Origin of the sequence: Delftia tsuruhatensis (assembly GCF_903815225.1) — a bacterium.
GTDB classification, from domain to species: Bacteria; Pseudomonadota; Gammaproteobacteria; order Burkholderiales; family Burkholderiaceae_C; genus Comamonas; species Comamonas tsuruhatensis_A.
Genome location: NZ_LR813084.1, coordinates 1413222 through 1437695 on the forward strand (window position 1 = coordinate 1413222; position 24474 = coordinate 1437695).

A 24474-nucleotide genomic window follows, 5' to 3' on the forward strand; every position below is an offset into this window, starting at 1 on the left:
ACGTTCTTTTTTGAACTGTCCAGGGCGTGACAACCTATGGCAATCCCTGATGGAGCATGTCCCGGGCGGTCTGCCGTCACGGGACATGTTTCCTGTCAGGCATCGGGTTCAGGCTCTTCCAGGCCCAGCTGGGCATAGACATGTGCGAGGCGCGCCTGCAATTGCTGCACCTGGGCCTCAAGGTCGACCACGCGCTGTGCCAGCGCGTCGCCGCGCGGGCCCCCGGCAGCCGGTGCTGCGGCGATGGCATGCACATCCACTGGACCGCACAGCAGGTGGGCCCAGCGCTGCTCGCGCGCGCCGGGTGCGCGCGGCAGCAGAACGACCAGGGGGCCGCCTTTCTCCTCGCTGCGCTCGCGCAGCTCATCGAGAAAGGCCTCGACCGAGGAGATGTCGGCAAAGCGGTGCCAGCGTTCGGCGTTGATGCGCAACTCGCCGGCCGTCTGCGGGCCGCGCAGCATCAGCAGGGCCAGCAGCACGGCGCTCTGATCGGGCACGCCCACGCCACGCGGGAAGTTGTGCTCCCAGCGCGTGGCCCGCGCGCTGCTGATCTGCACGGACAGGGTGCGCAGGCGCAGGCTGTCCAGCGCCTCCTGGGCCTCGCCCTCGCTGACCTCCATCACCGGGTCGCGGCTGCTTTTCTGGTTGCAGCCGGTGACAAGGGCATTGAGTGTGAGTGGATAGCTGTCGGGCACGGTGCGCGCCTTCTCCATCAGCGTGGCCAGTACGCGGGCCTCGACGGCGGTCAGGGGTGTGGTGCGGGGATCGAATGGCATGGCGAATGGGTACGGAACGAAGGAGATGGCCCGGCACGGTCGTGGGCCTTGCCGGGGCGGACGCAGGCCCCGGGGCCTGCGGTGCGACAATCGCCGCCCATGAAAAATATCGTGATCCTGATCTCGGGCGGCGGCTCGAACATGGCTGCCATTGTGCGTGCTTCGCAGCAACAGGACTGGGCACGGCGTTATGGCGCGCGTGTCGCGGCCGTGGTCAGCAACAAGGCCGAGGCATCGGGCCTGGTGTTCGCGAAGGAGCAGGGCATTGCCACCGAGGTGCTGGACCACCGTCCCTTTCCCAGCCGCGAGGCCTTCGACGCCGAACTGGCCCGGGTGATCGACCGCCACGATCCGGCCCTGGTCGTGCTGGCCGGCTTCATGCGCATCCTGACGCCGGGCTTTGTCTCCCGCTACGAAGGCCGGATGGTCAACATCCATCCTTCCCTGCTGCCGGCATTCACGGGCCTGCACACGCACCAGCGCGCCATCGACGCGGGCTGCAAGTTCGCGGGCTGCACCGTGCATGGCGTGACGGCCGAGCTGGACGTGGGCCCCATCATCGAGCAGGCCGTGGTGCCCGTGCTGCCCGGCGACACGGCACAGAGCCTGGCCGCGCGCGTGCTCGTGCAGGAGCACATCATCTATCCGCGCGCCGTGGCACGGCTGATGCAGGCCTGAACCGTCACAGCCCTTCGCTCTGGAAGGACTGCTGCTCCGGTTCGGGGCAGCGTGCGAACCGGGGCTGCTGCACGCCATCGATCACCACGGTCTCGTTGAACATCGCGGCGGGGCGCACCCACAGGCCGCGCTCGCCGTACAGCGCGCGGTACAGGGTCATGGGCTCGCGCGTCTCGCTGTGGCGCACGGTGGCAAGCACTTCGTAACGTCCGCCCTTGTAGTGGCGGTACAGGCCTGGGGGCGTTGGGGTCAGAGGGGGAAGGTCGTCATCGTTCATGGACAGGCATGGTAGCGGTGCCCGCGCCGCGTTCCGACCTGTGGCCCTCTCGGAAATGCAAGGCAGTGGGACAATCGCGCCCATGCATCCCAAACCGTTTCTCGACGCCTGCGCCGAACTGGTCAAGCGCACCCTGACTTTCGAACACCCGGCCGATGCCGTGGTGTCACGCTTTTTCCGCGACAACCGCAACCTGGGCCCGCGCGAGCGCGCCACGCTGGCCGAGACGGCCTACACCGTGCTGCGCAAGAAATTGTTGTTCGAAAGCCTGGCGCGCTCGGGCAGCGGCGCGCGCGAGCGACGGCTGGCCATCCTGGGCTTGGCCCACAGCCAGGAGGCGATGGCCCGCTCCGAGCAGGCGCGCAAGGAGGCCCGCAGTTTCGTGCGCGCGGCACTCTCGCCCCAGGAGCTGCAATGGCTCGATGCCTGCGAGGCCGTGCGCCCCGAGGAATTGATGGAGTCGCACCGCCACAACCTGCCCGAATGGCTGGTCGAGCCGCTCAGGCAGCAACTGGGCGAGGACTTCTGGGCCTTTGCGAAAAGCATGGAGCAGGCCGCACCGCTGGACCTGCGCGTCAATGCGCTGAACGCCAAGCGTGCCGAGGTGCAAAAGGAACTGGGCCAGGCCGGCATCGCTGCCGAGGCCACGCCCTACTCGCCCTGGGGCCTGCGCATCCAGGGCAAGCCCGCGCTGACGCGGCTGGACGCCTTCACGCGCGGCGCCATCGAAGTGCAGGATGAAGGCTCGCAACTGCTGGCGCTGCTGCTCGATGCCAAGCGCGGCGAGATGGTGGTGGATTTTTGCGCGGGCGCGGGCGGCAAGACCCTGGCCATCGGCGCCTGCATGCGCAGCACCGGGCGCCTGTATGCCTTCGACGTGTCGGGCCACCGGCTCGAGGCCCTGAAGCCGCGCCTGGCGCGCTCGGGGCTGTCCAATGTGCATCCGGCCGCCATTGCCCATGAGCGTGACGACCGGGTCAAGCGCCTGGCCGGCAAGATCGACCGCGTGCTGGTGGATGCCCCTTGCTCGGGCCTGGGCACGTTGCGCCGCAATCCCGACCTCAAATGGCGCCAGTCCGCCAAGGCTGTCGAGGAACTCACCGGCAAGCAGGCCGCCATCCTGGCCAGCGCCGCGCGCCTGGTCAAGCCGGGCGGGCGCCTGGTCTATGCCACCTGCTCCGTGCTGCCTCAGGAGAACGAGGCCATCGCCGAGGCGTTCGCTGCCGAACACCAGGACTTCGTGCCCATGGATGCGGGCGAGCTGCTGGCCCAGCTCAAGGTGGAGCAGGGCGCCGCGCTGTGCAGCGGCGGAGAGACTGGCACGCAGTACCTGCGTCTGTGGCCGCAGCGCCATGAGACCGACGGCTTTTTCGCGGCCGTCTGGACCCGCAAGGGCTGAGTCCAGGCGCAATAAGCTGTAAACCGTAGGAGATTTCCTACTGTTCTGGTGAGGGCGCCTAAAATTGAGGCAGCGGCGCCGCCCGGTGCCGCCATTGCCAAGGGCTGTGCTTATGTCGCTGGATTTCGGGTCGGTTTGGAATGTCGCCGTGGACTGGATGGCCCACGGCCTGTGGCAGCTGTCCTGGTGGCAACTGCTGCTCTACACCCTGGTGACCACGCACATCACCATCGCGGCCGTGACCATCTTCCTGCACCGCTGCCAGGCCCACCGCTCGCTGGACCTGGGGCCGGTGCCCTCGCATTTCTTCCGCTTCTGGCTGTGGCTGGGCACGGGCATGGTCACCAAGGAGTGGGTGGCCATCCACCGCAAGCACCATGCCAGGTGCGAGACGGCGGACGATCCGCACAGCCCCCAGACGCGCGGCCTCGACACCGTGATGCGCAAGGGGGCGGAGCTGTACCGCGAAGAGGCCAAGAACGCCGAGACGCTCAAGAAGTTCGGCCACGGCACGCCCGACGACTGGATGGAGCGCCATGTCTACAGCCGTCACTCGGCCTGGGGGCCGACGCTGATGCTGTTCATCGACGTGGCGTTGTTCGGCGCCGTCGGCCTGACCATCTGGGCCGTGCAGATGGTCTGGATCCCGTTCTGGGCGGCCGGCGTGGTCAACGGCCTGGGCCATTTCTGGGGCTATCGCAATTTCGAGGCGCAGGACGCCAGCACGAATCTCTCGCCCTGGGGCCTGATCATCGGCGGCGAGGAGCTGCACAACAACCACCACACCTATCCGACCTCGGCCAAGTTCTCGGTCAAGCGCTACGAGTTCGATGTGGGCTGGGCCTACATCAGCGCCATGCAGAAGATCGGCTGGGCCAAGGTCAAGAAGACACCGCCCAGGCTGGTCATGGGTGCCGTCAAGCCGGTCGCCGACGAAAAGACGCTGGAGGCCGTGATCGCCAACCGCTACGAAGTCATGGCCCGCTATGCGCGCGGCGTGCGCGCCGCGGTTCAGGTCGAACTGGACGCACTCAAGCAGCGCAAGGCTGAAAAGGCCGACCTCTCGCTGCTCAGGACGGCGCGGCGCTGGCTGCACCGCGATGTGGACAAGGTGCCTGCACAGGCCCTGGGCCAATTGGCCCAGGCGCGCGCGGCACATCCCGTGCTGGACCAGATGCTGGTCATGCGCGAGGAACTGCGGCAACTGTGGCTCAACACCTCGCTGTCACGCGAACAGCTCATCGCCCATCTCCAGGCCTGGTGCCATCGCGCCGAAGCCAGCGGCATTGCCGCGCTCAAGGAGTTCTCGGTCAGGCTGCGCGCTGCCCACGCCTGAAACCACGCAGCCAGCCGGCCAGCGACCATGCCTGGGGCCGCATGCCCTCTTCGGAGGCCATGCGGCCTTGTTCCATCGGAGCCTGGTGCAGTTCCAGGTCTGCCACGGCCTGGGTCCGTGCCCTGGCGCGTATGCGCAGATCGGCACCGGCGCGCCAGCCTTGCCCGGGCAGCAGCGTGAGGACCAGCCCTGGCATGCCTTCTTCCCAGGCCTGTTGGGGGATGGTGATTTCCAGCTGGCCCCGGCGGCAGAACAGTTCTCCACCTTCACGCACCAGCAGGTGCAGCTCGGCACCAGGGGGCAGGCTGCGCAGGTCAAGGGAGTCGGTATCGGCGCTGTGCATGGGTCTTTGTCCTTGTGTTTACAGGCCCTCCAGCGTAGGCGTGCAACGGCCCTGGGCACAGGCACAAGCGATGGCTTGTTGCGCCGCAGCAGTGCGGATTGCAGGCCTTCTGTTCTGCTGTTTTCAATAGGTATCTGTATCTGTTGCGTAACAGTGGATTGCGGCAAGATCCTGCACAGGTCCATCTGCCCTCTTCTGACTCTGCGTCCATGACTTCCGCCAGCGCCGCTCCCACCCTGTACCGCCGCCTGGCGGCCGACTACAGCCTGGCCATGGAACTGGGAACACTCAAGGCAGGCGAGCGCATGCCCTCGGTGCGCGAGCTGATGCGCCGCCATGAAATCAGCCTGTCCACCGCGCTGCAGACCCTGCGCCATCTGGAAGACCTGGGCCATCTGGAGGCCCGGGCGCGCGTGGGCTACTTCGTGCGCGATGCTCGCCCGGTCGGCCTGGCGCCGGCCAGCGAGCCGGACCTGAGCCGGCCCGTGCAGCCATTGCCGCAGCAGCACTTCGCGGGCATCAACGAGCATATTTCGCTGCTGCTGGAGCGCGGGCGCCAGGCCGATGTGCGCGTGGACCTGGGCGGTGCCACGCCGCCGTCCGAACTGTTCGACCATGGCTATCTGAACCAGGCTGCTGCGCGGCTGCTGCGCGAGCAGCCCGACCTGCTGGTGCTGGGGCGCTCCATGATGGGCAGCCACCCGGATTTCCAGCGTGCCATGGCCCGGCGCGCGCTGGCCGCCGGCATCCATGTGGCGCCGGCCGATGTGCTGGCCACCACCGGCAATTCCGAGGCCGTGAGCCTGGCGCTGGCCGCCGTGGCCTCGCCCGGGGATGTGGTGGCCGTGGAGTCGCCTACCTACTACGGGCTGCTGCAGGTCGTGGAATCGCTGCAGATGCAGGCCCTGGAAATTCCCTGCAGTCCGCGCACGGGCCTGTCCCTCGAGGCGCTGGAGCTGGCGCTGCAGACCCAGCCACGGCTGAAGGCCGTGGTGGTCGTGCCCGAGTTGCAGATGCCGCTGGGCACGCGCATGCCCGACGAGCACAAGGCACGCCTGGTCGCGCTGTGCACGGCCCACGGCGTGGCGCTGATCGAGGACGACTCCTATGGACTGTTCGTGGAAAGCAGCCAGCCGGTGCGCCCGATCAAGGCCTGGGACCGGCTGCCGGGCCAGGTGATCTACTGCGAGGCCTTCAACAAGAGCATGGCACCCGGCCTGCGCCAGGGCTGGATGAATGCGGGGCAGTGGCACGGCCGCGTGCAGATGCTCAAGTTCGCGCGCAGCCGTGGCACACAGACGCTGGCACAGCTGCTGGCGGCGGCCTGTGTGGGCTCGCCGGCCCATCTGCGCAACCTGCAGCGCATCAGGCAGCAGTTGCGGCGCCAGCGCGAGGGCATGGCGCAGCTGGTGGCGCGCTTTTTCCCGCTGGGCACGCGGTTGAGCCTTCCCTCGGGCGGGCTCAGCCTGTGGCTGGAGTTCCCGGCCGGCGTCTCCACCTCCGAGCTGTTCACCCAGGCGCTGGCGCACGGCATACGCACGGCGCCGGGTAGCATGTTTTCGAACTCGGGGCGCTACGAGCACTGCATGCGCCTGGGTTGCACCCTGCCCGTGGATGCCGTGGTCGAGCAGGCCTGCCGCGAGTTGGGCGCCATGGCCTGCTCGCAACTGGGCCAACCGGCGCGGGGGTGAGTTTCCAGGCGCAAAAAAGCCGCCAGGCTTGCGCGTGGCGGCTTTCCTGTGGGGAGATCCCGCTGAATTACTTCAGCTTGATTTCCTTGTACTCGACGTGCTTGCGAGCCTTGGGGTCGAACTTCACGATGAGCATCTTCTCGGGCATCGTCTTCTTGTTCTTGGTGGTGGTGTAGAAGTGGCCGGTTCCCGCAGTGGATTCCAGCTTGATCTTTTCGCGTCCGCCTTTAGCAGCCATGGTGTTTCTCCTTGAGGGAATTAGGCTTGGCCACGGGCACGCAGGTCTGCGAGCACGGAGTCGATACCGTTCTTGTCGATCAGGCGCAGGGCGGCGCTGGAAACGCGCAGGCGCACCCAGCGGTTTTCGCTTTCCACCCAGAAACGGCGGTACTGCAGGTTGGGCAGGAAACGACGCTTGGTCTTGTTGTTGGCGTGGGAAACGTTGTTTCCCACCATGGGCTTCTTGCCCGTTACTTCACATACGCGTGCCATGAGGACACTCCGATAGTTTCAACAGCCGCCGGCTCTGGTCCTTGCAAAGGGCGCAATCGCGCTGCAAAGTTCGCCGGCAACCTCACCTCGCCAGAATAGGGGTGGCGGTAACCCCATCCGCCGGAGCATCAGGCCTTGGCATGCAAGGCGCGTCAAATCCAGCAAAGCCACGCATTATAGCGTCACCATGAGAAAAGCCCCGGGGGCGGCCAAACACGTCCGTACCCAGGGGCTTTTGTGCCGGCGGCGGTTTCCCGCTTATTCCTGTTCGAGGAAGCGCTGAGCGTCGAGGGCCGCCATGCAGCCCGTGCCGGCGCTGGTGATGGCCTGGCGGTAGACATGGTCCTGCACGTCGCCGGCAGCGAACACTCCGGGCACGCTGGTCTGGGTGGCGAAGCCCTTGAGGCCGCCCTGGGTGATGATGTAGCCGGTCTCATCCATCTCCAGGTGGCCCTTGAAGATGTCGGTGTTGGGCGCGTGGCCGATGGCGATGAAGCAGCCCTGCAGCTGGATGTCCTCGGCATGTCCGTCCTGCGTGCTCTTGATGCGGATGCCGGTCACGCCCGAGGCGTCGCCCAGCACCTCGTCGAGCACGAAATGGGTCTTGAGCTCGATCTTGCCGGCGCGGACCTTGTCCATGAGCTTGTCCACGAGGATGGGCTCGGCCTTGAACTTGTCGCGGCGGTGCACCAGGGTGACCTTGCTGGCGATGTTGGACAGGTACAGCGCTTCCTCCACGGCCGTGTTGCCGCCACCGACCACGCACACGGGCTGCTCGCGGTAGAAGAAGCCGTCGCAGGTGGCACAGCCCGAGACGCCACGGCCCATGAAGGCCTCCTCGGAGGGCAGGCCCAGGTACTTGGCCGATGCGCCGGTGGCGATGATCAGGCTGTCGCAGGTGTAGGTGCCGGAGTCGCCGGTCAGCGTGAAGGGGCGCTTGGAGAAGTCGACGCTGTGGACATGGTCGAACACCACCTGGGTCTTGAAGCGCTCGGCATGCTCCAGGAAGCGCTGCATCAGCTCGGGGCCCTGCACGCCGTTCACGTCCGCAGGCCAGTTGTCCACCTCGGTCGTCGTCATCAGCTGGCCGCCCTGTGCCAGGCCGGTCACCAGCAGCGGGTTGAGGTTGGCGCGTGCGGCATAGATGGCGGCCGTGTAGCCGGCCGGGCCGGAGCCGAGAATCAGGACTTTGGCGTGTTGCGTAGAAGACATGGATGCGGTTCTTGAAAAAAGCGCACGCCGACGATCGGCGCGCAGAAAAAGAGACATCGGGCAGAGCGATGGAGTATCGCTCCGCCTGCAGGTTCCTGCCGCCATATGGATCAATGGCCTGGATTGTCAAAAATGATCGCGCCGACCTGCCCGCGCAGGACTGTCATGGTCTGTTGCAAGTGCTTGCATTACGCTAGCAGGTCGCCCTGGCTGTTTTTGCGGCCAGTCCGAGGGGGCTGGGGTAAGCTCCCGCCTGCGTATGACCTACTCATTGAACGCTCTGAACGCTTCCACATCGGCCAAGGGCAAGGCCAAGTCCGCAGCGCGCCCCGGCATGGTGGCGCGCTTCGGCCATGAAATGCTGCTGCTGGCAGGGCTGCTCGCCCTGGTGTTCTGGCTCGCCTCCATGTTCAGCTACTCCCCGCAGGACCCCGCATGGTCCACCTCCGGGGCCGGGCATATGCGCCTGGTCGGCAACTGGATGGGCCGGGTGGGCGCCTGGCTGGCCGACGCCTGCTACTTCGGCTTCGGCATGTCGGTCTGGTGGCTGGTGCTGGCCTCGCTGCAGACCTGGCTGTCCTCTTTTGCGCGCTGGCTGCGCGGTGGCGTGCCACGCGAAGGCGTGCAGCCGGCGCCGCTGTGGCGCCGGCGTCTTCGTTTCTGGGGCGGCCTGCTGCTGCTGCTGGGCGCCAGCTGCGCCCTGGAGTGGACGCGACTGTACCGCTTCGAGAGTGTGCTGCCCGGCCCGGCCGGCGGCGTCTTCGGCTACATGCTGGGATACCACGGCCTGCAATGGCTGGGCTTCATGGGCTCGGGGCTGATCGGCATCTGCGTGGCCGTGATCGGCCTGGCCATGGTGTTCCGCTTTTCCTGGGGGCATCTGGCCGAAGCCATGGGCGCCCGCCTGGACGGCTGGGTGCATTTCATCTTCGCGCGCCGCGAGAAGGCCAAGGACGAGGCTGTGGGCCGCCGCGCAGCGCGCGAGCGCGAGGAGGTGGTGCAGGAGGAACGCATCGAAAGCGCCGTCCAGCACCAGCAGCCCGTGCAGATCATCGAACCCGTGCTCCAGGAGGCCGCGGCGCCCAGCGTGCGCGTGGTCAAGGAGCGCCAAAAGCCGCTGTTTTCCGAGCTTCCCGACAGCAAGCTGCCCCAGGTGGACCTGCTCGATGCGGCGCAGCAGCGCCAGGAAAGTGTCTCGCCCGAGACGCTGGAGATGACCAGCCGCCTGATCGAGAAGCGCCTCAAGGACTTCGGTGTCGAGGTGCGTGTGGTCGCCGCCATGCCAGGTCCCGTGATCACGCGCTACGAGATCGAGCCGGCCACGGGCGTCAAGGGCTCGCAGATCGTGAACCTTGCCAAGGACCTGGCACGCTCGCTGTCCCTGGTCTCCATCCGCGTGATAGAGACGATTCCAGGCAAGAACTTCATGGCGCTGGAGTTGCCCAATGCCAAGCGCCAGTCCATCCGGCTGTCCGAGGTGCTGGGCTCGCAGGTCTACCACGATGCCAAGAGCATGCTGACCATGGGCCTGGGCAAGGACATCGTGGGCAACCCCGTGGTGGCGGATCTGGCCAAGATGCCGCACGTGCTGGTGGCCGGCACCACGGGTTCGGGCAAGTCGGTGGGGATCAATGCCATGATCCTGTCGCTGCTGTACAAGGCCGAGGCGCGCGATGTGCGCCTGCTCATGATCGATCCCAAGATGCTGGAAATGTCGGTCTACGAGGGCATTCCGCACCTGCTGTGTCCCGTGGTCACCGACATGAAGCAGGCCGCCAACGGCCTGAACTGGTGCGTGGCCGAGATGGAGCGCCGCTACAAGCTGATGAGCAAGCTGGGCGTGCGCAACCTGGCCGGCTACAACACCAAGATCGACGAGGCCAAGGCACGCGAGGAATCCATTCCCAACCCCTTCAGCCTCACGCCGGAGGAGCCGGAGCCGCTGCAGCGTCTTCCGCACATCGTCATCGTCATCGACGAACTGGCCGACCTGATGATGGTGGTCGGCAAGAAGATCGAGGAGCTGATCGCGCGCCTGGCCCAGAAGGCGCGTGCGGCCGGCATCCACCTGATCCTGGCCACCCAGCGCCCCAGCGTGGATGTGATCACGGGCCTGATCAAGGCCAACATCCCCACGCGCATCGCCTTCCAGGTCAGCAGCAAGATCGACAGCCGCACCGTGCTCGACCAGATGGGCGCCGAGTCGCTGCTGGGCATGGGCGACATGCTCTACATGGCCAGCGGCACGGGCCTGCCCGTGCGCGTGCACGGCGCCTTCGTCTCGGATGAGGAGGTGCACCGCGTGGTCAGCTACCTCAAGGAGCAGGGCGACCCCGACTACATCGAAGGCGTGCTCGAAGGCGGCACGGCCGAGGGCGACAGCGAGTTCGGCTCGGAGGCCGGCGAAGGCGGTGGCGGCGAGAAGGATCCCATGTACGACCAGGCCGTCGAGGTGGTGCTCAAGGACCGCAAGGCCAGCATCTCCTATGTGCAGCGCAAGCTCAGGATTGGTTACAACCGTTCGGCACGCTTGCTCGAGGATATGGAGAAGGCGGGCCTGGTCAGTTCCCTGACCTCCAGCGGCCAGCGCGATGTGCTGGTGCCGGCACGTTCCGGTGAGTGAGGCCGGACCGCAACCACGGAGAAAGAATGAAACGACTGTTGACTGCAATGCTGATCGCGGCCAGCGCGACGGCCTCCTGGGCCGACGGCCTCAAGAGCCTGGAAGCCTTCATGAAGAACTCCCAGGCCGGCCGGGCCGACTTCACCCAGGCGGTGACGGCCCCGGCCAAGGACGGGCAGCCGCCACGCACCAAGAACTCCAGCGGCCATTTCGAATTCCAGCGTCCGGGCAAGTTCCGCTTCGTCTACACCAAGCCCTTCGAGCAGACCATCGTCGCGGACGGCAAGACGCTGTGGCTGTATGACGCCGACCTCAACCAGGTCACGCAGCGTGCCCAGGCGCAGGCCCTGGGCAGCACGCCGGCCGCCATCCTGGCGTCGGCCAGCGATCTGAAGGCGCTGGGCGCCGATTTCGACCTGCAGTCCGCCCCCGACCAGGATGGCCTGCAATGGGTGCAGGCCAGCCCCAAGGACAGGAACGGCCAGCTCAAGAGCGTGCGCGTGGGCTTTGCCGCCGACGGGCAGCTCGCGGCGCTGGACATTCTTGACAGCTTCGGCCAGCGTTCTCTGATCCGCTTCAGCCAGCTGCAGACCCAGGCATCCCTGCCGGCCTCGACCTTCGAGTTCAAGGTGCCTGCGGGCGCTGACGTGCTCAAGCAGTAGACAGTCCATCGCTGCCCGGGCAGCCTTCAATGCCTTCACTGTCTGCCGTGTGCAAATTGTGAGGTTTTGTAATGGTTTTGCCTAATATCGCCGGGACAATGGCGGTCTGCGGCCAGCTTGCTGTTTCGACGTCCCACAAGGACATGCTGGCCGGCTCTCGCATGTCCCTATGAATCTCAGTCGCAAGTTGCCGCTCGCCATTGCCATGGCGCTGTTCTTCACCCTCGCCGCCGGCTTCTTCGGCCTCTGGTCGGCCCATCAATCCCTGGGCGTTTTCCATGGCGATGTCCAGCGCCACATGACTGCGGAACGCCTGGCCGCCGAAGTGGAGGGCCATTTCAAGACCCAGGTCCAGGAATGGAAGAACGTGCTGCTGCGCGGCTCGGACAATGCGCTGCGCGAGCAGCACTGGAAAGGATTCCTCGCGGATGAGCTTGCCGTGCAGGAAAAGACCGCGGCCCTGCTGGCTCTGGTGGACGATGCGGCGCTGCGCGAGATGGCCCAGGGCTTTGTCGCGCAGCACCGCAAGATGGCACAGGGCTACCGTGTGGGCCTGGACAAGTTCGAGGCCACGGGCTTCGACCCCTCCGTGGGTGACATGGCCGTGCGCGGCGTGGACCGTGAACCGGCCGAGCTGCTGGCCCGGCTCAAGGCCGGCATCGCGGCGCAGAGCAAGGCCGTGGGCGATGAAGCCTACCGCAGCGGCAGGCACGCCACCGAGCTGAGCCTGGCACTGATGCTGGTGGCCGCGGCAGCCGGTGTTGCCATAGGCTGGCGCATCACGCGGGCGGTCGTGGCGCCGCTGCGCAGCGCGGTACGGCTGGCCGAGAAGGTCGCCCAGGGCCACCTGACCAATGCCATCGAGCATGGCGGGCGCGACGAACTGGGCCAGTTGCTGCGTGCGCTGGGCGCCATGCAGGAGCAGCTGCGCAGCATCGTCGTGGAAGTGCGCGGCAATGCCGAGCAGGTGGCATCGGCCAGTTCGCAGATCGCGGCGGGCAACAGCGATCTTGCACAGCGCACCGAGCAGCAGGCCTCGGCGCTGCAGATGACGGCATCCTCCATGGTCCAGCTCGATTCGACCGTGCGCGGCAACGCGGACCATGCCCGCAAGGCCAATGCCCTGGCCTCTACGGCCAGCGACATCGCCACGCGCGGCGGCAATGCCATCTCCGCCGTCGTGGGCACCATGCGCAGCATCCAGGATGCGTCGGAGCGCGTCGTGAGCATCATCGAGACGATTGACGGCATCGCCTTTCAGACCAACATCCTGGCGCTGAACGCCGCTGTCGAGGCCGCACGCGCCGGCGAGCAGGGCCGCGGCTTTGCCGTGGTGGCTGCGGAGGTCCGTTCGCTGGCCCAGCGCAGCTCGGGCGCGGCGCGCGAGATCCGTGACCTGATCCAGGCCAATGCCCAGCGCGTGGCCCTGGGGGCGCAGGAGGTGGACAGCGCGGGAGCGACCATGGCCTCGGCGCAGGAGGCCATCGCCAATGTCTCGCGCATGATCGGCGCCATCAGCCACTCCAGCGGCGAGCAGAGCGCCGGCGTGAGCCATGTCAACAGCGCCATCGTCCGCATCGAGGAAGGGACCCAGCAGAACGCCGCCCTGGTGGAGCAGACCAGCTCGGCCGCCGAGAGCCTGCGCAAGCAGGCCCATCAGCTGGTCGAACTCATGGCCCGCTTCAGGACCGCCTGACTGGGGAGACGCCGGGTGGTCCGCCTGTCGGCTCAGGCACCGGCGGGCCGTGCGGCCACGGGGCGCAGCCGGTCATGCAGGCCGGCCAGGACCAGGGTGGCGGCCACGGGCAGGGCCCAGCCCATGCCGTTGCCGGGCAGGCTGCCGAGGAAGGCTGGCAGCCAGTCCTGCCAGCCGGCGGCCTTGGCCGCATCGATGAGGCCGAACACCAGCGCCACGGCGAGCACCGGCGCGAACACGCGCCGGGCATTGCGCCACAGGCCCGACAACAGGCTCAGCAGTACCAGGGCGATGGCCAGCGGGTAGATGCCGACCAGCACGGGACCGGAGATGGCGATCAGTTGGGCCAGGCCCTGGTTGGACACCAGGATGCAGGCCAGGCCGATGGCCACCACGACCGCACGGTAGGGCAGGCGCAGCATTTCGCCGAAATACGCGCCGCAGGCGCTGACCAGGCCCACGGCCGTGGTCAGGCAGGCAAGGGAGATCACCACGGCCAGCAGCACGCTGCCGACGGGACCGAAGGTGTGCTGCACATACTGCGTGAGGATGAGCACGCCGGTCCGGGCCCCAGGGGCGATGGACTGGCTGGTGGCGCCCAGGTGGATCAGCGACAGATAGACTAGGCCCAGGCCCACGGCCGCGATCACGCCGGCGATGATGGCGTAGCGCGTCTGCAGGCCGGTGTGGGTAACGCCGCGGTCGCGGATGGCGTTGACGATGACGATGCCGAAGGCCAGCGCGCCCAGCGCGTCCATGGTCTGGTAGCCCTCCAGGAAGCCCTCGGCCAGCGGCGACACCAGGTAGTCGCCGCTGGCGCGGGTGGCTGCTCCGGCCGGCAGCAGCACGGCGGCGGCGCCCAGCACCACCAGGGCCAGGATCAGCACGGGAGTGATCAGCTTGCCGATGCTGTCGATGAGCTTGCCCGGGAACAGGGACAGGCCCATGACCAGGGCGAAGTACACGGCCGAGTAGATGAACAGGGCTGCGCCGCTGTGGCCGATGAACGGGGCGAAACCCATCTCGAACGAGACCGTGGCCGTGCGCGGCGTGGCGAACAACGGGCCAAGGATCAGATAGATCAGCAGGCCCAGCGCCATGCCCGCCTTGCGGCCCACGGGCGAGGTCAGCGCATCCAGGCCACCGCCGACCCGCGCCAGCGCCACCACCGTGAGCAGGGGCAGGCCCACGCCGGTCAGCAGAAAGCCGGTGGCTGCGGCGGCGGCATGTTCGCCGGCGCCCTGGCCGACCATGGGCGGGAAGATGATGTTGCCGGCGCCGAGGAACAGCGCAAAGGTCATGAAGCCTAGGGCGATGAGGTCCCGGGTCTTGAGTGTTTGCATGGATGCGGAAAGGAAAAGGCCCTGCTTGCCGGATGGCGGGCAGTTCCAGAAACAGTGGGGAAACGCGGAGCGCGGGGGCTGCATGGGCATGGCCCCGAAGGCCGCGAAGACAACGCGGCTGGCCTCGCAAAGGGCTGTATTTTAGGGCTGTGGCCCCGGACACGAGAAAAATGTCAGTGATTGCTCTGGTTGGGGTGCATGCAAACCATCCATGTCATGGGAGTGACATGCCTGGGGCCGATGCCGGCATTTCCTGTTGGAGAAACAGATCTTCAGCCGATGACCTGTATCAGGCATGCAGGCCGTGGCGCACGGCGGGCGCCCATGGCGTGGACAATGGCGCCATGGTTTCGCAATTGCTTCTGTTCCTCCCGGCGATGAATCCGGAACGCGGGCTGCCCGCTTGGCGCTGCGCGCCAATGCCTGTGCGGGAGCTGCACCATGGCTGATCTGTTCACCCGGGAGCCCGCCGCACCGCTGGCCGAAGCGCTGCGGCCCAGGACGCTGGACGAGGTCATAGGCCAGTCCCATCTGCTGGGCGAGGGCAAGCCGCTGCGGCTGGCCTTCCAGTCGGGCAAGCCGCATTCGATGATCTTCTGGGGACCGCCCGGCGTGGGCAAGACCACGCTGGCGCGGCTCACGGCCACGGCCTTCAAGTGCGAGTTCATCGCGCTGTCCGCGGTGTTCTCGGGCGTCAAGGACATCCGCGCCGCCATGGAGCAGGCCCAGCAGAACCTGGCCATGGGCCGGCATACCATCCTGTTCGTGGATGAGATCCATCGCTTCAACAAGTCGCAGCAGGATGCCTTGCTGCCCTATGCGGAAAGCGGCCTGGTGACCTTCATCGGCGCGACCACGGAGAATCCTTCCTTCGAGGTGAATTCGGCCCTGCTGTCGCGCGCGCAGGTCTACGTGCTCCAGTCACTGACGGACGAGGAGCTGCAGCTGTTGCTGCGGCGGGCCCGGGACAAGGCCCTGGATGGTCTGGAGTTCGATGACCTGGCCCGGGACACCCTCATCGGCTATGCCGATGGCGATGCCCGCCGTTTCCTGAACCTGCTGGAGCAATGCCAGACAGCCGCGGGCGCAGCGGGTATCACCCGGATCGACGCCGACTTCGTCCAGAACGCGCTGACCCTCAATTCCAGGCGTTTCGACAAGGGCGGGGACAACTTCTACGACCAGATCTCGGCCCTGCACAAGTCCGTGCGCGGCTCCCACCCCGATGCGGCGCTCTACTGGCTCACGCGCATGCTCGACGGCGGCGCCGATGCGCGCTACCTGTCGCGGCGCATCGTGCGCATGGCCTGGGAGGACATCGGCCTGGCCGATCCGCGCGCCATGCAGATCGCCAATGATGCGGCCCTGACCTATGAGCGCCTGGGCAGTCCGGAGGGTGAGCTGGCGCTGGGCCAGGCCGTGATCTACCTGGCCATGGCCGCCAAGAGCAATGCCGGCTACAACGCCTACAACAAGGCGCGCGCCTTCGTGAAGCAGGACAAGAGCCGGGAGGTGCCCGTGCACCTGCGCAACGCGCCCACCCGGCTCATGAAGGAGCTGGGCTATGGCCATGAGTACCGCTACGCGCACGACGAGCCCAATGCCTACGCGGCCGGTGAAACCTATCTGCCCGAAGGCATGGCCGAGCCCGGCTGGTACCAGCCCGTGCCGCGGGGCCTGGAGATCAAGATAGGCGAGAAGCTGGCCGTGCTGCGCCAATGGGACGCAGAGGCCGGCGAAGGGTCCTGATCAGCCCCGGGCGGCCGGGCCGGGCTCCACGGTCACGTCCCGGGCCCGCAAGGGCGCATGGCATTGCGAGCAGACCATGACCGGGTCGAAGACATGGCCGCAGCCGGCATGGCGGTGCAGCAGAGGGCGGCCGGCCTCGCCCGCCATGTGCACATCGCCCCAGTGCACGATGGCCATGATCACGGGATGCAGGTCCAGGCCCTTGGGCGTCAGGCGGTACTCATGCCGGACCGGAGCCTCCTGGTAGGGCACTTTCCCGAGCACGCCCGCATCGACCAGCCGGGCCAGCCGGTCCGAGAGCATGGGGCGCGAAATGCCCAGCCGCCCGAGGAATTCATCGAAGCGTCGTATGCCCAGAAAGCAGTCGCGCAACACCAGCAGGGTCCAGCGGTCGCCGATGACCGAGACCGTGCGTGCGACGGAGCAGCATTCTTCCTCGAGTTCGTTCCATTTCATTGGGCAGTTCCCCGCTTGACGGGTTCTGATTTTAAACCTACCGTGCAGTCAGTTCAAAAAATGAACTTGAAACTTCATCCACGGAGAATCCATGACCGACAAGAAAGCCATCCTCGTGATCGGCGCCGGCGACGCCACGGGCGGTGCCATCGCCCAGCGCTTTGCGCGCGAAGGCTATATCGCCTGCGTCACGCGCCGCAGTGCCGACAAGCTCCAGCCCCTGGTCGAGCAGATCCGCGCTGCGGGAGGCGAGGCCCACGGTTTCGGCAGCGATGCGCGCAAGGAGGAGGAGATGGTGGCCCTGGTGCAGAAGATAGAGGCCGAGATCGCCCCCATCGAAGTGGCCGTCTTCAACATCGGCGCCAATGTGCGCTTCGGCATCACCGAGACCACGGCGCGCGTCTACTACAAGGTCTGGGAGATGGCCTGCTTCGCGGGCTTCCTCATGGGGCGCGAGGCCGCCAGGGTGATGCTGCCGCGTGGACGGGGCACCATCCTCTTCACGGGCGCCACGGCCAGCCTGCGCGGGCGCGAGGGCTTTGCCGCCTTCGCGGGCGCCAAGCACGCCCTGCGGGCGCTGGCCCAGAGCATGGCGCGTGAGCTCTGGCCCCAGGGCATCCATGTGGCCCATCCGGTGATCGACGGCGCCATCGACACGGAATTCATCCGCAGCAACTTCCCCGAGCGGTACGCGCTCAAGCAGCAGGACGGCATCCTCAACCCGGTCCACATCGCCGACCTCTACTGGCAGCTGCACCAGCAGCCGCGCGATGCATGGACGCACGAGACGGAGATCCGTCCCTGGATGGAGTCCTGGTAAGCGCCCCCGTCGCCGTGTCCCGCTCCCTGTCCATCCGATCCATCCCCAGGAAAGCCAGACCATGCCATCCACCGTGCAATTCCTCTTTGATTTCGGCAGTCCCAATGCCTACCTCTGCCACCGCGTCATCCCCGGGATCGAGGCGCGCAGCGGCCTGCACTTCGACTATGTTCCCGTGCTGCTGGGCGGGCTGTTCAAGCTCGCCAACAACCGCTCGCCGGCCGAGGCGAATGCCGCGATTCCCCTCAAGCGCGCCTATGAGGAGCTGGAGCTGCGGCGCTTCGTGCAAAGACACGGGATCATGCGCTACCGGATGAATCCCCATTTCCCGGTCAACACCTTGCAGATCATGCGCGGGGCCGTCGCGGCCCGGGGGCTGGGCTGCTTCGAGCACTATGTGGATGCCGTCTTCTCCAGCATGTGGGAGAAGGGCTGCAAGATGGACGACGCGCAAGTGATCGGATCCGAGCTGACTGCTGCCGGCCTGGATGCGCAGGCCCTCGTCGCCGCCAGCCAGACGGCCGAGGTCAAGGCCGCGCTGCTGGCGAACACGGAGCATGCCTTCCATCGCGGCGCCTTCGGATCTCCGACCTTCTTTGTCGGCACCGAGATCTACTTCGGCAAGGACCGGCTGCGCGACGTGGAGGAGGAGGCCCTGCGAACCAGCGAGTGAGCCTGGCAAATGCTGCAGTGCTACATAACTGCGTTTCGCTTGTAAAGCCACGGAAAACCCCGCTGCAACAAGGCATTGCAGGTCGCCGGACGCTGCCTAGAATCGCCCATCCCCTGCGGCTTCCCGGCCACAAGCCAGGATTCGGCGGGAGAGCTTCCACCACCATGGCATTGCTGGCTCCGTTCGTTTGGATGCGAGGCACGCTCAATGTCTGCATCCTGGACGAGAGGGGCGAGCACATATGGACATACTGCTTCAGCAGATCATCAACGGATTGGTCCTGGGCAGCATGTATGCCCTGATCGCCCTGGGCTACACGATGGTGTACGGCATCATCCAGCTCATCAACTTCGCCCATGGCGAGGTGCTCATGGTCGGTGCGCTGACCAGTTGGAGCTGCATAGGGCTCATGCAGGAGGCCATGCCCGGCGCCCCCGGCTGGCTGATCCTGCTGCTGGCCACGCTGATCGCCTGCGTGGTGGCGGCCGCGCTGAATTTCGTGATCGAGAAGGTGGCCTATCGCCGCCTGCGCAACAGCCCGCGCCTGGCGCCGCTGATCACGGCCATCGGCGTCTCCCTGCTGCTGCAGACGCTGGCCATGATCATCTGGAAGCCCAACTACAAGGCCTATCCCACGCTGATGCCCAGCACGCCCTTCGAGATCGGCACGGCGGTGATCACCCCCACGCAGATCCTGGTGCTGGTGGTCACGGCGATCGCGCTGGCGGCGCTCACCTACCTGGTCAACTACACCAAGCTCGGACGTGCCATGCGGGCCACGGCCGAGAATCCGCGCGTGGCGGCCTTGATGGGTGTCAAGCCCGATGTGGTGATCTCGGCGACCTTCATCATCGGCGCCGTGCTCGCGGCCATCGCGGGCATCATGTATGCCTCCAATTACGGAACGGCCCACCACACCATGGGCTTCCTGCCGGGCCTCAAGGCCTTCACGGCGGCCGTGTTCGGCGGCATCGGCAACCTGGCCGGCGCCGTGGTGGGCGCCATGCTGCTGGGGCTGATCGAGTCCATAGGTTCGGGCTACATCGGCGACCTGACGGGCGGGGTGCTGGGCAGCCACTACACCGACATCTTCGCCTTCATCGTGCTCATCGTCATCCTGACGCTGCGCCCTTCGGGGCTGCTGGGCGAGCGCGTGGCCGACCGCGCCTGAGGAGCTGCATATGAACAGCAAGAAAACCGTGCAATGGATTGCGGGCGGCCTGGCGCTGCTGGTGCTGCCCCTGGTGCTCCAGTATTTCGGCAATGCCTGGGTACGCATCGCCGACCTGGCCCTGCTCTACGTGCTGCTGGCACTGGGTCTGAACGTGGTGGTGGGCTATGCAGGCCTGCTGGACCTGGGCTACGTGGCCTTCTACGCCGTGGGCGCCTACATGTTCGCGCTCATGGCCTCGCCCCACCTGGCCGAGACCTTCGAGGGCTTCGCCGCCATGTTCCCCGAGGGCTTGCACACCTCGATCTGGCTGGTGATCCCGCTGGCGGCGCTGCTCGCGGCCATCACGGGGATTTTGCTGGGCATCCCGGTGCTCAAGCTGCGCGGCGACTACCTGGCCATCGTCACGCTGGGCTTCGGCGAGATCATCCGCATCTTCATGAACAACCTGGACCAGCCGGTCAACATCACCAACGGTCCCAAGGGCATAGGCCAGATCGACTCGGTCAAGATCCTGGGGCTGGACCTGGCCAGGCGCCAGGAGATATTCGGCTACGACATCAGCTCGGTCACGCTGTACTACTACCTGTTCCTGTTCCTGGTGCTGGTCAGCATCGTGATCTGCTGGCGCCTGCAGGACTCGCGCATAGGCCGTGCCTGGATGGCCATCCGCGAGGATGAGATCGCCGCCAAGGCCATGGGCATCAACACGCGCAACATGAAGCTGCTGGCCTTCGGCATGGGCGCATCCTTCGGCGGCGTCTCGGGCGCCATGTTCGCCGCCTTCCAGGGCTTCGTCTCGCCCGAGTCGTTCAGCCTCATGGAGTCCATCATGATCGTGGCCATGGTGGTGCTCGGCGGCCTGGGCCACCTGCCGGGCGTGATCCTGGGCGCGGTGCTGCTGTCGGCCCTGCCCGAGGTGCTGCGCTATGTGGCTGGACCCTTGCAGCAGATGACCGACGGGCGGCTCGATGCCTCCATCCTGCGCCAGCTGTTGATCGCGCTGGCCATGATCGTCATCATGCTGATGCGCCCGCGCGGCCTGTGGCCCTCGCCCGAGCATGGCAAGAACCTGCCGCACCAGTCCTGAGCATGGAGATACCGCAGATGGCGAACACGGCAGATAACAGTTCCAGTGCCCCGGTGCTCAGGGTGTCGGGTATTTCCAAGCGCTTTGGCGGACTGCAGGCCCTGTCCGACGTGGGCATGACCATTGGCCGCGGCCAGGTCTACGGGCTGATCGGCCCCAATGGCGCGGGCAAGACCACTTTCTTCAACGTGATCACGGGGCTGTACACGCCCGACAGCGGCAGCTTCGAGCTGGCGGGCCAGGCCTATGAGCCCACGGCCGTGCACAAGGTGGCCAGGGCCGGCATTGCGCGCACCTTCCAGAACATCCGGCTGTTCGCCGAGATGACGGCGCTGGAGAACGTGATGGTCGGGCGCCATGTGCGCACGCATTCGGGCCTGGTCGGCGCCGTGTTCCGCACACGCGGCTTCAAGGCCGAGGAGGCCGCCATCCGTGAACGCTCCCGTGAGCTGCTCGACTACGTGGGCATCTCCAGATATGCCGACTTCAAGGCCCGGACCCTGAGCTACGGCGATCAGCGCCGCCTGGAGATCGCGCGTGCCCTGGCCACCGACCCGCAGCTGATTGCGCTGGACGAGCCTGCGGCCGGCATGAACGCCACCGAGAAGGTGCAGTTGCGCGAGCTGATCGACCGCATCCGCCAGGATCAGCGCACCATCTTGCTGATCGAGCACGACGTGAAGCTGGTCATGGGGCTGTGCGACCGCGTCACCGTGCTGGACTACGGCAAGCCCATCGCCGAAGGCACGCCTGCCGAGGTGCAGAAGAATGACAAGGTGATCGAGGCCTATCTGGGCACCGGAGGACACTGAACCATGGCTGAGCATGTGCAAGACGGGGGCGCGTCCGCGCCGGTGCTGCTGGAGGTAAGAGGCCTCAAGGTGGCCTATGGCGGCATACAGGCCGTCAAGGGCGTGGACTTCGAGGTGCGCCAGGGCGAGCTGGTCTCGCTGATCGGCTCCAACGGCGCCGGCAAGACCACGACCATGAAGGCCGTCACGCGCAGCCTGCAGATGGCCGATGGTGACGTGCACTACCTGGGCAGCAGCATTCGCCATGCGGGCGCATGGGACCTGGTGGCCCAGGGTCTGGTGATGGTTCCCGAGGGGCGTGGCGTCTTCGCGCGCATGACGATCACCGAGAACCTGCTCATGGGCGCCTACACGCGCAACGACAAGGCGGGCATTGCTGCCGACATAGAGCGCATGTTCGGCATCTTCCCGCGCCTGAAGGAGCGCAAGGACCAGCTGGCCGGCACCATGTCCGGTGGCGAGCAGCAGATGCTGGCCATGGCGCGCGCGCTCATGAGCCAGCCCAAGGTGCTGCTGCTCGATGAGCCATCCATGGGGTTGTCCCCCATCATGGTGGACAAGATCTTCGAGGTGGTGCGCGACGTGCACGCGTTGGGCGTGACCATGGTGCTGGTCGAGCAGAATGCCAGCCGGGCCCTGGCCCTGGCCGACCGCGGCTACGTCATGGAGTCAGGACTGATCACCATGACAGGGCCTGGGCAGACCCTGCTCAGCGATCCGCGTGTGCGGGCCGCCTATCTGGGCGAGTGAGCTGGCGCCAGCGTGGGCGCAATTCCCCGTGCCGTCGACGGGATATGACAAAAAAATGACGATCCGATGAAGCTTTGACCGGTTTTGATCGATGCGAGATGTTGCGTATTGATGCGATGAGAAGTGGTTCTCACAGGGAATCGCGCAAAAAAGCAAATTTGGGAAAAAAATCGAAGATGCCAAGGCTGCGGCAGGCGAAGCCATAATTCCCTCTTTCATGCACCAGGCGGCAAATCACATGAGCTGGCTCCAACATATTCCCGTCGGTCTGCAGACCGTGGTCCTGCTGGCCATGAGCAACGTCTTCATGACCTTTGCATGGTATGGACACCTGAAGAACCACGCCTCCTCGCCCTGGTACGTGGCAGCCCTTGCCAGCTGGGGGATCGCGCTGTTCGAGTACCTGCTGCAGGTGCCGGCCAATCGCATCGGTCACACGCAGTTCAGCGTGGCCCAGCTCAAGATCATCCAGGAGGTGATCACGCTGGCGGTGTTTGCGCCATTTGCCGTGCTCTACCTGAACCAGCCGCTCAAATGGGACTTCCTGTGGGCCGGCCTGTGCATGGTGGGTGCCGTGTATTTTATTTTTCGCGGAGGCTGAGCGGCCGGCGCGCCAGCGCGCAAAAACGCGCATTGGACTCAAGAGTACACTTCGCCCCGTTCAAGCCGGGAAGCCATGCCAAGCATCCGCAATGTGACGCAGTGAGTCGCCTGGTTCCCCACTTTTCCCGGTAAGGAGCATTCATGCTGTTTGGCAAGTTATTGCCGCGCGAAGGCAATTTTTTCGAGATGTTCAACCAGCATGCCGATCGCATCGTCGAAGCCGCGCATGCCTTCTCGCAGCTTGTCGCCAACTACAACGATTCCCATCTTCGCGAGAAGTACAACGAGGATGTGAACAACGCCGAACGTGCTGCCGACCGTGTGACGCACGAGGTCACCAAGGCGCTGCACAAGACCTTCATCACGCCGCTGGACCGCGAGCACATCCACTCGCTGATCAACACCATGGACGACGTGGCCGACCTGATCCAGGACGCGGCCGAGACCATGGCGCTGTACGACGTGCGCCACATGACCGAGGAGATCACGCGCCTGACCGACCTGTGCGTGCGCTGCTGCGAGCGGCTGCGCGACGCGGTGAAGCTGCTGTCGCGCATCTCCGACCCTTCGGTGGTGGATGCGGCGATGAAGACCTGCGAGGAAATCGACCGCCTCGAATCGGATGCCGACCGCGTCATGCGCTCGGCCATGAGCAAGCTGTTCCGCGAGGAGCCCGATGTGCGCGAAGTCATCAAGCTCAAGGCCATCTACGAGCTGCTGGAGACGGTGACCGACCGCTGCGAGGACGTGGCCAACCTGATCGAGGGCATCGTCCTCGAGAATTCCTGAGCCCTCGCGGAGTCGTTTCGTTATGGAAACCGTACAAGCGGCCCTGTGGGTCGTGATCCTGCTGGTGGTGCTGGCCTTGCTGTTCGACTTCATGAACGGCTTCCACGATGCGGCCAACTCGATCGCCACCGTGGTCTCCACGGGGGTGCTCAAGCCCACGCAGGCCGTGGCCTTCGCGGCCTTCTTCAACGTGGTGGCGGTCTTCGTCTTCCACCTGAGTGTGGCGGCCACCGTGGGCAAGGGCATCGTGCAGCCCGGCATCGTGGACACGCACGTGGTGTTCGGTGCCCTGGTGGGCGCCATCGCCTGGAACGTGATCACCTGGATCTATGGCATTCCCAGCAGCTCCTCGCATGCGCTGATCGGCGGTATCGTGGGTGCCGTGATGGCCAAGGCCGGCGCGGGCGCGCTGATCGCGGGCGGCATCTGGAAGACCGTGGCCTTCATCTTCGTCTCGCCGCTGCTGGGCTACCTGCTGGGCTCGCTGATGATGGTGCTGGTGGCCTGGGTCTGCCGGCGTGCCGCTCCCAACAAGGTGGACCGCTGGTTCCGCCGGCTGCAGCTGGTCTCTGCCGGTGCCTACAGCCTGGGCCATGGCGGCAATGATGCGCAAAAGACCATCGGCATCATCTGGCTGCTGCTGATCGCCACGGGCTATGCCAACGCCGGCGATGCCGAGCCGCCGATGTGGACCATCGTCAGCTGCTACCTGGCCATCGGACTGGGTACCATGTTCGGCGGCTGGCGCATCGTCAAGACCATGGGCCAGAAGATCACCAAGCTCAAGCCCGTAGGCGGTTTCTGCGCCGAAAGCGGCGGGGCGCTGACGCTGTTCTTCGCCACCTTCCTTGGCGTTCCGGTGTCGACCACCCACACCATCACCGGCGCCATCGTCGGTGTGGGCTCGACCCAGCGCGCCAGCGCCGTGCGCTGGGGCGTGGCCGGCAACATCGTCTGGGCCTGGGTGCTGACGATCCCGGCCAGCGCCTTCGTGGCATCCATCGCCTACTGGATCAGCCTGCAGCTGTATTGA

26 protein-coding genes are annotated in these 24474 nt (G+C 66.1%); 17 read left to right on the plus strand and 9 right to left on the minus strand.

Translation table 11 applies throughout. The features are described 5' to 3' along the window. Nucleotides 1-95: 95 nt before the first annotated feature. Nucleotides 96-776 (minus strand): YceH family protein, encoded by a 681-nt coding sequence (locus tag L1Z78_RS06365; RefSeq protein WP_234640708.1) that lies wholly within the window; start codon nucleotides 774-776, stop codon nucleotides 96-98. Between the two features lie 99 nt (nucleotides 777-875). On the opposite strand from L1Z78_RS06365, the gene purN reads away from it, so the two are divergent. Next, on the plus strand, nucleotides 876-1454 hold the full coding sequence (purN, locus tag L1Z78_RS06370; RefSeq protein WP_234640709.1) for a phosphoribosylglycinamide formyltransferase: 579 nt from the start codon (nucleotides 876-878) through the stop codon (nucleotides 1452-1454). Between the two features lie 4 nt (nucleotides 1455-1458). Here the strand turns inward: purN and L1Z78_RS06375 are convergent, their stop codons facing one another. After that, nucleotides 1459-1731, minus strand: a complete 273-nt coding sequence (locus L1Z78_RS06375) for a DUF1653 domain-containing protein (protein ID WP_234640710.1) — start codon at nucleotides 1729-1731, stop codon at nucleotides 1459-1461. 82 nt (nucleotides 1732-1813) lie between these two features. On the opposite strand from L1Z78_RS06375, the gene L1Z78_RS06380 reads away from it, so the two are divergent. Continuing rightward, on the plus strand, nucleotides 1814-3130 hold the full coding sequence (locus L1Z78_RS06380; protein ID WP_234640711.1) for an RsmB/NOP family class I SAM-dependent RNA methyltransferase: 1317 nt from the start codon (nucleotides 1814-1816) through the stop codon (nucleotides 3128-3130). A 112-nt stretch (nucleotides 3131-3242) separates the two neighbouring features. Continuing rightward, nucleotides 3243-4466, plus strand: a complete 1224-nt coding sequence (locus L1Z78_RS06385) for a fatty acid desaturase (RefSeq protein ID WP_234640712.1) — start codon at nucleotides 3243-3245, stop codon at nucleotides 4464-4466. Here L1Z78_RS06385 and L1Z78_RS06390 read toward each other — a convergent pair. Further along, nucleotides 4441-4809 (minus strand): hypothetical protein, encoded by a 369-nt coding sequence (locus L1Z78_RS06390; protein WP_234640713.1) that lies wholly within the window; start codon nucleotides 4807-4809, stop codon nucleotides 4441-4443. The genes L1Z78_RS06385 and L1Z78_RS06390 overlap by 26 nt on opposite strands. Nucleotides 4810-5018: 209 nt before the next feature. Between L1Z78_RS06390 and L1Z78_RS06395 the strand changes: the two genes are divergently transcribed. Further along, nucleotides 5019-6500, plus strand: coding sequence for a PLP-dependent aminotransferase family protein (locus L1Z78_RS06395; RefSeq protein WP_234640714.1), 1482 nt, complete (start codon nucleotides 5019-5021; stop codon nucleotides 6498-6500). Nucleotides 6501-6567: 67 nt separating this feature from the next. Here the strand turns inward: L1Z78_RS06395 and rpmG are convergent, their stop codons facing one another. The 3 genes from rpmG to trxB form a co-directional block, all read right to left on the minus strand. Continuing rightward, nucleotides 6568-6738: a 50S ribosomal protein L33 gene (rpmG, locus tag L1Z78_RS06400; RefSeq protein WP_234640715.1), complete on the minus strand. Its 171-nt coding sequence runs from the start codon at nucleotides 6736-6738 to the stop codon at nucleotides 6568-6570. A gap of 20 nt (nucleotides 6739-6758) precedes the next feature. Further along, on the minus strand, nucleotides 6759-6992 hold the full coding sequence (gene rpmB, locus L1Z78_RS06405; RefSeq protein WP_012207163.1) for a 50S ribosomal protein L28: 234 nt from the start codon (nucleotides 6990-6992) through the stop codon (nucleotides 6759-6761). Nucleotides 6993-7250: 258 nt separating this feature from the next. Continuing rightward, entirely contained in the window at nucleotides 7251-8204 is a 954-nt protein-coding gene (gene trxB, locus L1Z78_RS06410; protein ID WP_234640716.1) for a thioredoxin-disulfide reductase, read from the minus strand. Nucleotides 8205-8463: 259 nt separating this feature from the next. Between trxB and L1Z78_RS06415 the strand changes: the two genes are divergently transcribed. After that, nucleotides 8464-10827: a DNA translocase FtsK gene (locus tag L1Z78_RS06415; protein WP_234640717.1), complete on the plus strand. Its 2364-nt coding sequence runs from the start codon at nucleotides 8464-8466 to the stop codon at nucleotides 10825-10827. Between the two features lie 26 nt (nucleotides 10828-10853). After that, the gene (lolA, locus tag L1Z78_RS06420; RefSeq protein WP_234640718.1) at nucleotides 10854-11489 is read left to right on the plus strand and encodes an outer membrane lipoprotein chaperone LolA; all 636 of its coding nucleotides are present in this window, start codon (nucleotides 10854-10856) and stop codon (nucleotides 11487-11489) included. On the opposite strand, the gene L1Z78_RS06425 is transcribed toward lolA, so the two are convergent. Further along, complete coding sequence (locus L1Z78_RS06425) at nucleotides 11479-11769, minus strand: hypothetical protein (RefSeq protein ID WP_234640719.1); 291 nt, start codon at nucleotides 11767-11769, stop codon at nucleotides 11479-11481. The two genes, lolA and L1Z78_RS06425, sit on opposite strands and share 11 nt — an antisense overlap. Here L1Z78_RS06425 and L1Z78_RS06430 point away from each other — a divergent pair. Further along, nucleotides 11659-13185 (plus strand): methyl-accepting chemotaxis protein, encoded by a 1527-nt coding sequence (locus tag L1Z78_RS06430; RefSeq protein WP_326491968.1) that lies wholly within the window; start codon nucleotides 11659-11661, stop codon nucleotides 13183-13185. The genes L1Z78_RS06425 and L1Z78_RS06430 overlap by 111 nt on opposite strands. A gap of 32 nt (nucleotides 13186-13217) precedes the next feature. On the opposite strand, the gene brnQ is transcribed toward L1Z78_RS06430, so the two are convergent. Next, entirely contained in the window at nucleotides 13218-14528 is a 1311-nt protein-coding gene (gene brnQ, locus L1Z78_RS06435; RefSeq protein ID WP_234640721.1) for a branched-chain amino acid transport system II carrier protein, read from the minus strand. Between the two features lie 441 nt (nucleotides 14529-14969). Between brnQ and L1Z78_RS06440 the strand changes: the two genes are divergently transcribed. Further along, a complete protein-coding gene (locus tag L1Z78_RS06440) occupies nucleotides 14970-16277 on the plus strand; it encodes a replication-associated recombination protein A (protein WP_234640722.1) in 1308 nt (435 codons plus the stop codon). Here L1Z78_RS06440 and L1Z78_RS06445 read toward each other — a convergent pair whose 3' ends face one another. Beyond that, on the minus strand, nucleotides 16278-16733 hold the full coding sequence (locus L1Z78_RS06445; RefSeq protein WP_234640723.1) for a winged helix-turn-helix transcriptional regulator: 456 nt from the start codon (nucleotides 16731-16733) through the stop codon (nucleotides 16278-16280). Nucleotides 16734-16824: 91 nt separating this feature from the next. On the opposite strand from L1Z78_RS06445, the gene L1Z78_RS06450 reads away from it, so the two are divergent. The 9 genes from L1Z78_RS06450 to L1Z78_RS06490 all read left to right on the plus strand — a co-directional run bounded on the left by L1Z78_RS06450 (nucleotide 16825) and on the right by L1Z78_RS06490 (nucleotide 24474). Next, complete coding sequence (locus tag L1Z78_RS06450) at nucleotides 16825-17553, plus strand: SDR family oxidoreductase (RefSeq protein WP_234640724.1); 729 nt, start codon at nucleotides 16825-16827, stop codon at nucleotides 17551-17553. A 61-nt stretch (nucleotides 17554-17614) separates the two neighbouring features. Beyond that, nucleotides 17615-18226, plus strand: coding sequence for a 2-hydroxychromene-2-carboxylate isomerase (locus tag L1Z78_RS06455; protein ID WP_234640725.1), 612 nt, complete (start codon nucleotides 17615-17617; stop codon nucleotides 18224-18226). Between the two features lie 241 nt (nucleotides 18227-18467). Then, complete coding sequence (locus L1Z78_RS06460; protein WP_234640726.1) at nucleotides 18468-19397, plus strand: branched-chain amino acid ABC transporter permease; 930 nt, start codon at nucleotides 18468-18470, stop codon at nucleotides 19395-19397. A 10-nt stretch (nucleotides 19398-19407) separates the two neighbouring features. Continuing rightward, nucleotides 19408-20487, plus strand: coding sequence for an ABC transporter permease subunit (locus L1Z78_RS06465; RefSeq protein ID WP_234640727.1), 1080 nt, complete (start codon nucleotides 19408-19410; stop codon nucleotides 20485-20487). A gap of 17 nt (nucleotides 20488-20504) precedes the next feature. Continuing rightward, on the plus strand, nucleotides 20505-21299 hold the full coding sequence (locus L1Z78_RS06470) for an ABC transporter ATP-binding protein (RefSeq protein ID WP_234640728.1): 795 nt from the start codon (nucleotides 20505-20507) through the stop codon (nucleotides 21297-21299). A gap of 3 nt (nucleotides 21300-21302) precedes the next feature. After that, nucleotides 21303-22049, plus strand: a complete 747-nt coding sequence (locus L1Z78_RS06475; RefSeq protein WP_234640729.1) for an ABC transporter ATP-binding protein — start codon at nucleotides 21303-21305, stop codon at nucleotides 22047-22049. 238 nt (nucleotides 22050-22287) lie between these two features. Beyond that, nucleotides 22288-22650, plus strand: a complete 363-nt coding sequence (locus tag L1Z78_RS06480) for a DMT family protein (protein ID WP_234640730.1) — start codon at nucleotides 22288-22290, stop codon at nucleotides 22648-22650. A 143-nt stretch (nucleotides 22651-22793) separates the two neighbouring features. Continuing rightward, entirely contained in the window at nucleotides 22794-23441 is a 648-nt protein-coding gene (locus L1Z78_RS06485) for a DUF47 domain-containing protein (RefSeq protein ID WP_234640731.1), read from the plus strand. A gap of 22 nt (nucleotides 23442-23463) precedes the next feature. Beyond that, entirely contained in the window at nucleotides 23464-24474 is a 1011-nt protein-coding gene (locus tag L1Z78_RS06490; RefSeq protein WP_234640732.1) for an inorganic phosphate transporter, read from the plus strand.

What these genes read in the sequence shown, in the direction of transcription:
- L1Z78_RS06365 (WP_234640708.1), bottom strand. Translation starts at nt 776, where the DNA reads ATGCCATTCGATCCCCGCACCACACCCCTGACCGCCGTCGAGGCCCGC.
- purN (WP_234640709.1), top strand. Translation starts at nt 876, where the DNA reads ATGAAAAATATCGTGATCCTGATCTCGGGCGGCGGCTCGAACATGGCT.
- L1Z78_RS06375 (WP_234640710.1), bottom strand. Translation starts at nt 1,731, where the DNA reads ATGAACGATGACGACCTTCCCCCTCTGACCCCAACGCCCCCAGGCCTG.
- L1Z78_RS06380 (WP_234640711.1), top strand. Translation starts at nt 1,814, where the DNA reads ATGCATCCCAAACCGTTTCTCGACGCCTGCGCCGAACTGGTCAAGCGC.
- L1Z78_RS06385 (WP_234640712.1), top strand. Translation starts at nt 3,243, where the DNA reads ATGTCGCTGGATTTCGGGTCGGTTTGGAATGTCGCCGTGGACTGGATG.
- L1Z78_RS06390 (WP_234640713.1), bottom strand. Translation starts at nt 4,809, where the DNA reads ATGCACAGCGCCGATACCGACTCCCTTGACCTGCGCAGCCTGCCCCCT.
- L1Z78_RS06395 (WP_234640714.1), top strand. Translation starts at nt 5,019, where the DNA reads ATGACTTCCGCCAGCGCCGCTCCCACCCTGTACCGCCGCCTGGCGGCC.
- rpmG (WP_234640715.1), bottom strand. Translation starts at nt 6,738, where the DNA reads ATGGCTGCTAAAGGCGGACGCGAAAAGATCAAGCTGGAATCCACTGCG.
- rpmB (WP_012207163.1), bottom strand. Translation starts at nt 6,992, where the DNA reads ATGGCACGCGTATGTGAAGTAACGGGCAAGAAGCCCATGGTGGGAAAC.
- trxB (WP_234640716.1), bottom strand. Translation starts at nt 8,204, where the DNA reads ATGTCTTCTACGCAACACGCCAAAGTCCTGATTCTCGGCTCCGGCCCG.
- L1Z78_RS06415 (WP_234640717.1), top strand. Translation starts at nt 8,464, where the DNA reads ATGACCTACTCATTGAACGCTCTGAACGCTTCCACATCGGCCAAGGGC.
- lolA (WP_234640718.1), top strand. Translation starts at nt 10,854, where the DNA reads ATGAAACGACTGTTGACTGCAATGCTGATCGCGGCCAGCGCGACGGCC.
- L1Z78_RS06430 (WP_326491968.1), top strand. Translation starts at nt 11,659, where the DNA reads ATGAATCTCAGTCGCAAGTTGCCGCTCGCCATTGCCATGGCGCTGTTC.
- L1Z78_RS06425 (WP_234640719.1), bottom strand. Translation starts at nt 11,769, where the DNA reads ATGGAAAACGCCCAGGGATTGATGGGCCGACCAGAGGCCGAAGAAGCC.
- brnQ (WP_234640721.1), bottom strand. Translation starts at nt 14,528, where the DNA reads ATGCAAACACTCAAGACCCGGGACCTCATCGCCCTAGGCTTCATGACC.
- L1Z78_RS06440 (WP_234640722.1), top strand. Translation starts at nt 14,970, where the DNA reads ATGGCTGATCTGTTCACCCGGGAGCCCGCCGCACCGCTGGCCGAAGCG.
- L1Z78_RS06445 (WP_234640723.1), bottom strand. Translation starts at nt 16,733, where the DNA reads ATGAAATGGAACGAACTCGAGGAAGAATGCTGCTCCGTCGCACGCACG.
- L1Z78_RS06450 (WP_234640724.1), top strand. Translation starts at nt 16,825, where the DNA reads ATGACCGACAAGAAAGCCATCCTCGTGATCGGCGCCGGCGACGCCACG.
- L1Z78_RS06455 (WP_234640725.1), top strand. Translation starts at nt 17,615, where the DNA reads ATGCCATCCACCGTGCAATTCCTCTTTGATTTCGGCAGTCCCAATGCC.
- L1Z78_RS06460 (WP_234640726.1), top strand. Translation starts at nt 18,468, where the DNA reads ATGGACATACTGCTTCAGCAGATCATCAACGGATTGGTCCTGGGCAGC.
- L1Z78_RS06465 (WP_234640727.1), top strand. Translation starts at nt 19,408, where the DNA reads ATGAACAGCAAGAAAACCGTGCAATGGATTGCGGGCGGCCTGGCGCTG.
- L1Z78_RS06470 (WP_234640728.1), top strand. Translation starts at nt 20,505, where the DNA reads ATGGCGAACACGGCAGATAACAGTTCCAGTGCCCCGGTGCTCAGGGTG.
- L1Z78_RS06475 (WP_234640729.1), top strand. Translation starts at nt 21,303, where the DNA reads ATGGCTGAGCATGTGCAAGACGGGGGCGCGTCCGCGCCGGTGCTGCTG.
- L1Z78_RS06480 (WP_234640730.1), top strand. Translation starts at nt 22,288, where the DNA reads ATGAGCTGGCTCCAACATATTCCCGTCGGTCTGCAGACCGTGGTCCTG.
- L1Z78_RS06485 (WP_234640731.1), top strand. Translation starts at nt 22,794, where the DNA reads ATGCTGTTTGGCAAGTTATTGCCGCGCGAAGGCAATTTTTTCGAGATG.
- L1Z78_RS06490 (WP_234640732.1), top strand. Translation starts at nt 23,464, where the DNA reads ATGGAAACCGTACAAGCGGCCCTGTGGGTCGTGATCCTGCTGGTGGTG.